Here is a 7,809-nt window from a genome sequence, read left to right as displayed (position 1 = left end):
TGGAGATGGAGCGCTGGGTGTCCACCTGCGGCAACCGCTGCCGCGAGTCGCTCGTGGCCAAGTGGTTCCGCGAGTCGGAGCGCTGCATGAACTGGTTCCTCGACATGGCCGAGGCCAACGGCGCCCAGTGCATGGTTACCGTGGGCTCCAACTCTACGGTGCACCCCGAGATCGCCTGCTACCACTTCATGTTCGGCGGTCCTCTGTACGAAGAGCACACCATGGCCGACTTCGTGGAGTACATGTTCGAGGCCGAGGCCCTGAAGGTGGGCGCCGAGTTCGTGTACGAGATGCCCGCCGTTCAGCTGGTGCAGGACGAGTCCGGCCGTGTGACCGGCGCCATCTGCCAGAACAAGGCCGGCGAGTACGTGCAGTACAACGCGAGCAAGGGCGTCGTGCTGGCCACCGGCGACATCAGCTACAACGACGAGTACATCAATGAGTTCGCTCCCGTGGCTAACCGCGTGTTCACGCGCCTGTGCTCCGACCAGGGCAACGTGGGCGACGGCCACAACATGGCCGCCTGGGCCGGTGGCGCCTTCCAGGAGGGCCCCTGGCCGACCATGATGCACCCGCAGGCGGCGGCCACCTTCCACGGCCCCTTCCTGTTCGTGAACCCCGACGGTAAGCGCTTCATGAACGAGGCCACCTGGGTGCAGGGCAAGTGCCTGGGCGTGATGTACAACGGCGGTGCCGACCATGCCTGGTCCATCTTCGACGCCAACTGGCAGACCGACCTCTTGGGCTCGCTCGAGCACGGCGGCGGCATGTTCTGGGACACCTTCCGCCCCTACGGCTCCGACTACCAGGCGGCCGTGGATGGCCACACCGATACCGTGGAGAACGGCATCGCCGAGGTGCCCGACTACTACAAGCGCGCCGACACCCTGGAGGAGCTCGCCGAGATGATCGAGGTGGATCCGGCCGAGCTGAAGGCCACCGTGGAACGCTACAACGCCCTGTGCAAGGCCGGCGAGGACACCGACTTCTACAAGGAGAAGCACTTCCTGTTCCCCATCGAGGAGGGTCCCTTCACCGCGTGCATGGTGGCCCCGGGTCTCCTGTCGGTGGTGGGCGGCATCCACATCTCGGACAACTTCGAGGTGCTGACCGCCGAGGACGAGCCCATTCCCGGCCTGTACGCCATCGGCAACTGCGCCGGCGACATCTACGCGGTGGACTACCCCATCAACATCCAGGGCAACAGCCACGGCCGCTGCCTGGTGGAGGGCAAGTGCCTCGGCGAGCAGCTGGCCGGCGTCTACCAGGAGATCTAGTGACCGCCGCCGTGACGGGGGCCGAGCGGGCCTGCGGGCTTCGCGGCTCCCGTGCCGGGGCCGACTCGTCGGTTGGGGCGGCCTCGTCTGAGCAGGCGTTCGAGCGGTTGGAGCGCCTGTACGGGCAGCTGCCGGCCATGGAGGCCAAGGGCGCGGCTCTGGCGCGCGCCCGCTCTGCCGCCGAGGTCGACCGCTTCGCGCGGACGGCCGCCTATCGGGCTGCCGAGCTCGACCGGGCCGAGGCCCAGGTGGCCGAGGCGAAGGCCCGCGTGGCTGCGGCTGGCTCCCAGGTTGGGGGCGGTGCCGAAGGCGCGTGCGGTTCCCGGGTTGGGGGCGGTGCCGGGGCCGACGGGACCGGTGGTGCTGGAGAGGCCGGAACGGTTGGGTCTCGGGCTGCCGAGAGCGCGGCGGCCTCCCAGGCAGGGGGCGACACCGCCGTCGAGGATGCGCGGCGGGCGCTCATGGCCGCCGGCACCTGGCGCGGTCTGCGCGTGGGCCCGGCGCGCAACGCCGAGCGGGCCCTGGCCCTGGCGCTTGAGGCGAGCCCCTTCGCCACCGTGGAGGAGGCTCGGGCGGCGCTGTTGCCGTCCGACGCCCTGGCGGCGCTCGCCGCCGAGGTGGAGGCCTACCAGCGCGACTACGCCGAGGCCCTGGCTGCCTGCCAGCAGCTAGAGGGCGCCGCCTAGCCCGGCTGCCGGTCGTCGGCCCGGACGGCACGCCCCGCTGCCGGTCGTCGACCCGGACGGCACCCCTTGCTGCCGGTTCTCGGCCCGGACGGCACCCTGCTGCCTGCAAGGCACGCTGCCGCCTGGCGGGATATTCGTCCGCGGCGGGATGCCCCGCTGGCCGGCCCCTTCAATAGCCTATCCCGTGCGGGACGCCAACCCTCCCTGGCGTCCCGCTTTCCTATGTTCGCTCACGCGGACATCCGGTTTTTGACCAGAAGCGCCTCTCCACGATGCTTTCGCTGGCATCTCGGGCAAAACCATCGCCTTTGCTCGCGCGGATCGCTGATTCCTGGCCAGAGAGGCCTTTCCAAGGCGTTCTCAGCTAGCATCTCGGGCGAAAACGCCGCCTTCGCTCGAGCAAACCGCTGATTCCTGGCCAGAAGGGCCCCTCCTGAGGAGTTCCCGGGTGGCTTTCTGGGCGAAAACGTCGCTTCCGCTCGCGTGCACATCCGGTTTTTGACCGGTATGGCGGGCGGCGGGGGAGGGCCGTCTGTTTTTCTCGGGTCTTGGGACCGCGCGGCGGTTCGGGCGCGCTATTTCGGGTAATATGTATCCGTTTAAATAGAACCTGCCGACGAAGGGATTGGCTCGATGGCGAACGAATACAAGTACGATCGCGTTCTGCTGAAGTTGTCTGGCGAGGCGCTGGCTGGCGATCTCGGTTACGGAATCGACCCGAAGGTCGTCGACGATCTGGCTGAGGAGATCGCCGAGATCGTGCACGACGGCGTGCAGCTGGCGGTGGTCATCGGCGGCGGCAACATCTTCCGCGGACTGGCCGGCTCGGCCGAGGGCATGGACCGCGCCCAGGCCGACTACATCGGCATGCTGGCCACGGTGATGAACGCGCTCGCCCTGCAGGACGCCTTCGAGCGCCACGGCATCTTCTCCCGCGTGCAGAGCGCCATCAACATGCAGGAAGTGTCCGAGCCCTACATCCGCCGTCGCGCCGTGCGCCACCTGGAGAAGGGCCGCGTGGTCATTCTGGCCGCCGGCACGGGCAACCCCTACTTCACCACCGACACCACGGCCGCCCTGCGCGCCTGCGAGCTGGACGTGGACTGCGTCATGAAGGCCACCAAGGTGGACGGCGTGTACGACGCCGACCCGAAGACGCATCCCGACGCGCACCGCTTCGACCGCATCAGCTACATGGACGTGCTCAGCCGCGGCCTGAACGTGATGGACGCCACGGCCACGTCGCTGTGCATGGACAACGACGTGCCCATGATCGTGTTCGACCTGACCAAGCCCGGCAACATCAAGGCGGCCCTCCAGGGCGAGCCGGTGGGCACGGTCGTCGAGTAGCATCGCGGCGGCCGCAAGACCCGGCCGCGCACCCTGTATCCGAGGAGCCCGCGGGCTCTGTTCCTAAAGAGGGAGGAAACCCCAATGGCAGATATCGACGAGATTCTCATGGGCGCCGAGGAGCGCATGGAGAAGGCCGTATCGGCGCTGAAGGACAACTTCGTCGGCGTGCGCACCGGCCGCGCCAACGCCATGGTGCTCGACCGCATCAAGGTGGACTACTACGGCGTGCCCACCCCGGTGAACCAGATGGCCGGCGTGAAGACGCCCGAGGCGCACCTGCTGGTCATCGAGCCCTGGGACAAGGGCGTGCTGCGCGCCATCGAGCAGGCCATCCTGGAGAGCGACCTGGGCGTGACGCCGAACAACGACGGCAACGTCATCCGCCTGCCGTTCCCGAGCTTGACCGAGGAGCGCCGCCGCGATCTGGTGAAGCAGTGCAAGACGTTCGCCGAGGAGGCCCGCGTGGCCGTGCGCAACGCCCGCCGCGACGCGAACTCCGCGGTTGAGAAGGCCGTGAAGAACGACAACCTCCCCGAGGACGAGTCGAAGCGCGCCGAGGCAGAGATCCAGAAGATGACCGACAAGTTCGTCGCCGAGATCGACGAGGTGCTGAAGAAGAAGGAAGCCGAGGTCATGGAGATCTAATTGGCTCGTTGGGCGAACCTGCGAGAAACGATATGGCTAAAAGCTTGGATTACATATTCCCGGATCCGCCGGCGGGGCTTGACCCTGCGGCGCTCGATCGCGCGCGGGTACCCGAGTCGGTGGCCGTCATCATGGACGGCAACGGCCGCTGGGCGAAGAAGCGCGCGCTCAACCGTCTGCGCGGACACAAGGCCGGCATCGAGGCGGTGCGCGAGACCATTCGCTGCGCATCGGATCTGGGAGTACGGTACCTGACTATCTACTCCTTCTCCACCGAGAACTGGAAGCGGCCCGAAGACGAGGTCGTGGGGCTTATGGATCTGTTCGCGAAAACCATGCTGGCCGAGGTGGACGGGCTGCACGAGGAGCACGTGCGCGTGCGCACCATCGGCGACCTGTCGCCTTTGCCCGCCGAGACCCGCGAGGCCTTCGATGCCGCCTGGGAGAAGACCCGCGACAACGACGGCATGACGCTCGTGGTGGCCGTGAACTACGGCGGCCGCCAGGAAATTCTGCGCGCCTGCGCGGGGTGCATGCGCGAGGCGGCGCTTGTGGCCGAGGAGACCGGCGAGGTGCTGGAGCCGACCGAGGAGATGTTCGAGCGCGGGCTGTACACCTACGGGATGCCCGATCCCGACCTGGTCATTCGCACGTCGGGCGAGATGCGCGTATCGAACTTCCTGTTGTGGCAGATCGCCTACAGCGAGTTCGTGGTGACCGACACCCTGTGGCCCGACTTCGACCGCTACGAGTTTCTGCGCTGCCTGCTGGAGTACCAGGGCCGCAATCGCCGGTTCGGCGGGGTGGCCTAAATGCGCGGCGGCATCTCCGAGGACGAGAAGAAGAGTCGGGCCCGGGCGGCCCGCGAGCGCCTGCGCCAGAGCGCGCCGCGCCGCAAGCGCTCGGAGAGCTGCGAGGGCGGCGAGGCGAGCGAGCGCATCGGCTTCGGCCTTCTGTCCGAAGAGGACGAGGAGCGCGAGCTGCCGCCTCTGGTGTGCGACCCCGAGACGGCGCCTCCCGGCCCTCCCTGGCACTACGACCTGACCGACGAGGAGGCCCAGGCCCGCCAGGAGAAGCGCGAGGAGCGCCAGGAGAAGCGCGACCAGCTGAAGCAGAAGGCGCTCGACAAGACTCCCGAGAAGCTGCGCAACCCCTCCGATTTGCAGGTGCGCTTCCGCACCGGCGCGGTGTACACGGCGGTGACCATCGTGTGCGTGCTCGCCGGCAACATACCCATGCTGCTCATGATCATGGCCGTGGCCGGAGTGTGCGCGGGCGAGTTCTTCTACATGCTGCGCTCCGACGCGAAGTTGCCCAACGAGATGCTCGGCATCATCGCGGCGGTGCTGTACCCGCCGAGCGTGTACCTCGGCGGCCTTATCGGGGCCATGCTCGTGAGCCTGGGGCTTCTGCTGGCGCTGCTCGTGTGGTACGTGTTCTGGCTGAAGGCCCGTATTCCCGATGTGGGCGTGAGCTTCTTCGGAGCCGCGTACACGGGGCTTTTGCTGTGCGGTCTCATCGTCATCCGCGCGTCGCTGCCCGCGCCGTGGGGCGGTGTCGTGGTGCTGCTGCTGTTCCTCAGCGTGTGGGCCAACGACGCCTTCGCCTACTTGGTGGGCAGCAAGATCGGCCGCCACAAGCTGGCCCCGCGCACGAGTCCGAAGAAGAGCTGGGAGGGATTTTTCGCCGGGCTCGTGGGATCGGTGCTGTTCTGGTGCGCCATCTCGTTCGTGCCGGGGGTGACCATGTCTCTTCCGCAGGCGATCGTCTTCGGCATTGTCTCGGGCTGCATGGGCGTTCTGGGCGATCTGGCCGAGAGCCGCATCAAGCGCAACTCCGGGTTCAAGGACTCGGGCACCATCATGCCCGGTCACGGCGGCCTGCTCGATCGAAGCGACTCGCTGTTCCTCACCTCCATCACCGCCGCCATCCTCATGGTGGCCGGCGGCTGCATTCCCTACACCCTCTTCTAGGGCGAGCGGGCAGCGCCCGTTCCCACCGAGCGGAAAGGCATTCTCATGGCTAAACGTCGCATCGTCGTCTTGGGATCCACGGGATCTATCGGCACCCAGACCCTGGACGTGGTGCGCCAGCACAGCGACCAGCTGGAGGTCGTCGGCCTGGCCGTGAACGGGAGCGTGGACGCGCTGCTCGCCCAGGCCCGGGAGTTCGGCGTGCGCCACCTGGCCGTGGGCGACCCGGCCCTGGCCGACGACCCCCGTTGCGACGAGGCCCGCGCGCTTGTGGAACGCCTCCCGCCGGTTGCGGGTGGCGAGGAGGGCTCCTGCGAGCGCGATGAGGCGAGTGCACCCTCCTTCGGCGTGGGGCCTGCAGCGGTGGCCGCCCTGGCCCAGCTGCCCGAGGCCGACGTGGTGGTGAACGCGCTTGTGGGCGCGGCCGGCCTGCGGGCGAGCTACGACGCGCTCGCCGCGGGCAAGGTGCTGGCACTCGCCAACAAGGAGTCGCTCGTGGTGGGCGGCGACCTCATCATGCCGCTGGCGGCCGAGGTGGACGCGCAGCGCCGGGCCGCGGGCACAGCCCCGGCGACGGGGCCGGCGGGGGCGCTCATGCCCATCGACTCCGAGCACGGGGCCATCTACCAGTGCCTTCTGGGCGAGGATCCCCGCGAGGTGGCGAAGCTGTGGGTGACCGCCTCAGGCGGCCCCTTCCGCGGCAAGACCCGCGACGAGCTCACGGCCATCACCCCGGCCCAGGCTCTGGCCCATCCCACGTGGAACATGGGGGCGAAGATCTCCATCGACTCCTCCACGCTCATGAACAAGGGCCTGGAGGTGATCGAGGCGCATCACCTGTTCGCCATGCCCTACGACAAGATCGAGGTGGTGGTGCAGCCCCAGAGCGCCATCCACTCCATGGTCGAGTTTACTGACGGCTCGGTCATCGCGCATCTCGGCACTACCGATATGCGCATTCCCATCCAGTTCGCGCTGTCCTATCCGGCGCGCTGGGAGGCGCCGGTGGCGTCGCTCGACTTCCGCACGCTCGGCACGCTCGAATTCGCCGCCCCCGATACCGACACCTTCCGCTGCCTGGCGCTCGCCCGCCATGCCGGGGAGGTGGGGGGCACGCTGCCCGCGGTCATGAACGCCGCCAACGAGGTGGCGGTGGCGGCGTTCCTCGCAGAGCAGATCGGTTACTTGGATATCGCCGCCTGCGTGGAGGCCGCTATGGACGCCCACGAGCGCGCAGGCGTCCAGGCGGTTGAGTCGCTGGAGCAGCTGGAGGCTGTGGACGCGTGGGCCCGCGCTAGCGCCCGCGCCTGGTGCGCCGCCCGCTAGAGGACAAGCGCGCGTTCCCTTTCGGCATCGGCCCGATCCACGAGCCACATATTGATGATGCCCTTGCGGGTCATACCGCGCCGCGCGGCCTCCCGATCCAGCACGGTGATGAGCCAGAGGGGGAGGGTGACCGTCACGGTCTTGGTCGTCGTGTCGAGCATGGGCTGGGTTGCGCTATCGACGTCAAAATAATCGAGCACGTCCTCTCCGCGCCCGAAGCGCTCCTCAAGGTTTTCGGCTGTTGTCGTGCTGGTCATAGAGCCTTGCCTCCTTCTTGGTCGATCGTCTCACGGAAATAATGCGTATCGCGGCGCCACGGTAGGTGATGATGGCGCTCCAATAGGTGCCGTCCATCCTCGCGATCACCATGCGCCGCCGCTCCCCGCGCTTCGCGGCAGCCATTTCGAGAAGATGGCGATCGTTCCAGAGCCCACGCGCCTCATCGAAGCTGATGCCGTGCTTCTCTTGGTTGTATGCGCTTTTGGCAGCATCATAGAGGAAATACATGACGAGCTCCTAGAAATGACAGCATTGAATTCAAATAAACAT

9 protein-coding genes are annotated in these 7,809 nt (G+C 67.5%); 7 read left to right on the top strand and 2 right to left on the bottom strand.

The genetic code is table 11. The features are described from left to right. The 7 genes from Q5064_RS01580 to dxr form a co-directional block, all read left to right on the top strand. Positions 1-1,277: FAD-binding protein (locus Q5064_RS01580; RefSeq protein WP_302961685.1), on the top strand; the 1,277-nt coding region annotated here is incomplete at its 5' end. Further along, positions 1,277-1,963: a hypothetical protein gene (locus tag Q5064_RS01575; protein WP_302961683.1), complete on the top strand. Its 687-nt coding sequence runs from the start codon at positions 1,277-1,279 to the stop codon at positions 1,961-1,963. The genes Q5064_RS01580 and Q5064_RS01575, both read left to right, overlap by 1 nt. 633 nt (positions 1,964-2,596) lie before the next feature. Continuing rightward, a complete protein-coding gene (gene pyrH, locus Q5064_RS01570; RefSeq protein ID WP_016310279.1) occupies positions 2,597-3,313 on the top strand; it encodes a UMP kinase in 717 nt (238 codons plus the stop codon). Between the two features lie 84 nt (positions 3,314-3,397). Further along, on the top strand, positions 3,398-3,961 hold the full coding sequence (gene frr, locus Q5064_RS01565; protein ID WP_302961682.1) for a ribosome recycling factor: 564 nt from the start codon (positions 3,398-3,400) through the stop codon (positions 3,959-3,961). Between the two features lie 32 nt (positions 3,962-3,993). Next, positions 3,994-4,773: an isoprenyl transferase gene (locus tag Q5064_RS01560; RefSeq protein ID WP_302961680.1), complete on the top strand. Its 780-nt coding sequence runs from the start codon at positions 3,994-3,996 to the stop codon at positions 4,771-4,773. Further along, on the top strand, positions 4,774-5,934 hold the full coding sequence (locus Q5064_RS01555; protein WP_302961679.1) for a phosphatidate cytidylyltransferase: 1,161 nt from the start codon (positions 4,774-4,776) through the stop codon (positions 5,932-5,934). A gap of 45 nt (positions 5,935-5,979) precedes the next feature. Beyond that, entirely contained in the window at positions 5,980-7,260 is a 1,281-nt protein-coding gene (dxr, locus tag Q5064_RS01550) for a 1-deoxy-D-xylulose-5-phosphate reductoisomerase (RefSeq protein ID WP_302961677.1), read from the top strand. Here dxr and Q5064_RS01545 read toward each other — a convergent pair. Together Q5064_RS01545 and Q5064_RS01540 are read right to left on the bottom strand one after the other, a co-directional pair. Further along, the gene (locus tag Q5064_RS01545; RefSeq protein WP_302961676.1) at positions 7,257-7,517 is read right to left on the bottom strand and encodes a CopG family antitoxin; all 261 of its coding nucleotides are present in this window, start codon (positions 7,515-7,517) and stop codon (positions 7,257-7,259) included. The two genes, dxr and Q5064_RS01545, sit on opposite strands and share 4 nt — an antisense overlap. After that, complete coding sequence (locus tag Q5064_RS01540; protein ID WP_302961674.1) at positions 7,486-7,767, bottom strand: BrnT family toxin; 282 nt, start codon at positions 7,765-7,767, stop codon at positions 7,486-7,488. Before Q5064_RS01540 ends, Q5064_RS01545 begins: the two co-directional genes overlap by 32 nt. Between the last annotated feature and the right edge of the window lie 42 nt (positions 7,768-7,809).

Origin of the sequence: uncultured Adlercreutzia sp. (assembly GCF_958431955.1) — a bacterium.
In the GTDB taxonomy this organism is placed as follows: Bacteria; Actinomycetota; Coriobacteriia; order Coriobacteriales; family Eggerthellaceae; genus Adlercreutzia.
The sequence above is the reverse complement of the archived record's forward strand: the minus strand, read 5'-3'. Positions and strand labels throughout refer to the sequence as shown.

What these genes read in the sequence shown, in the direction of transcription:
- Q5064_RS01555 (WP_302961679.1), top strand. Translation starts at nt 4,774, where the DNA reads ATGCGCGGCGGCATCTCCGAGGACGAGAAGAAGAGTCGGGCCCGGGCG.
- Q5064_RS01545 (WP_302961676.1), bottom strand. Translation starts at nt 7,517, where the DNA reads ATGACCAGCACGACAACAGCCGAAAACCTTGAGGAGCGCTTCGGGCGC.
- Q5064_RS01540 (WP_302961674.1), bottom strand. Translation starts at nt 7,767, where the DNA reads ATGTATTTCCTCTATGATGCTGCCAAAAGCGCATACAACCAAGAGAAG.
- pyrH (WP_016310279.1), top strand. Translation starts at nt 2,597, where the DNA reads ATGGCGAACGAATACAAGTACGATCGCGTTCTGCTGAAGTTGTCTGGC.
- Q5064_RS01560 (WP_302961680.1), top strand. Translation starts at nt 3,994, where the DNA reads ATGGCTAAAAGCTTGGATTACATATTCCCGGATCCGCCGGCGGGGCTT.
- dxr (WP_302961677.1), top strand. Translation starts at nt 5,980, where the DNA reads ATGGCTAAACGTCGCATCGTCGTCTTGGGATCCACGGGATCTATCGGC.
- frr (WP_302961682.1), top strand. Translation starts at nt 3,398, where the DNA reads ATGGCAGATATCGACGAGATTCTCATGGGCGCCGAGGAGCGCATGGAG.